This is a genomic window from Aedoeadaptatus coxii (assembly GCF_001553115.1).
GTDB classification, from domain to species: domain Bacteria; phylum Bacillota; class Clostridia; order Tissierellales; family Peptoniphilaceae; genus Aedoeadaptatus; species Aedoeadaptatus coxii.
The window spans coordinates 3,452-3,842 of sequence record NZ_KQ960172.1 but is presented as its reverse complement, the minus strand read 5'-3'; the positions used below and the strand labels follow the sequence as shown (position 1 = coordinate 3,842).

Sequence of the window (391 nt, the reverse complement as noted above, 5' to 3'; positions counted from 1 at the left end):
ATATAGATGGTAACGACATCTCAAAGTATTCTACAAAAGAATTGGCCTACTTTAGAAGAAGAAAAGTTGGACTAATTTATCAATTTTATAATTTGATTCCAAATTTAACCGTTAGACATAACATAGAACTTCCACTAAAACTAGATAAAAGAAAAATAGATCAAGATGAATTTTCAGATATAGTAAAAAAACTTGGTATAGAAAGTAAACTAGACTCTTTCCCGAGTGAATTATCAGGAGGTCAGCAACAGAGAGTTGCCATAGCGAGAAGTCTTATCTATAATCCATCTATCATATTAGCCGATGAACCAACAGGTAATTTAGACAGGAAAAATTCTAAGGAAATCATAGAAATCTTTAAATATTTCAATAGAACCTTAAAACAGACGAT

1 protein-coding gene is annotated in these 391 nt (G+C 30.2%); it reads left to right on the top strand.

Going from position 1 to position 391, the window contains the following annotated elements; genetic code table 11:
- The coding region (locus HMPREF1863_RS02805) for an ABC transporter ATP-binding protein (protein ID WP_157065078.1) at positions 1–391 on the top strand (391 nt) is incomplete at both ends.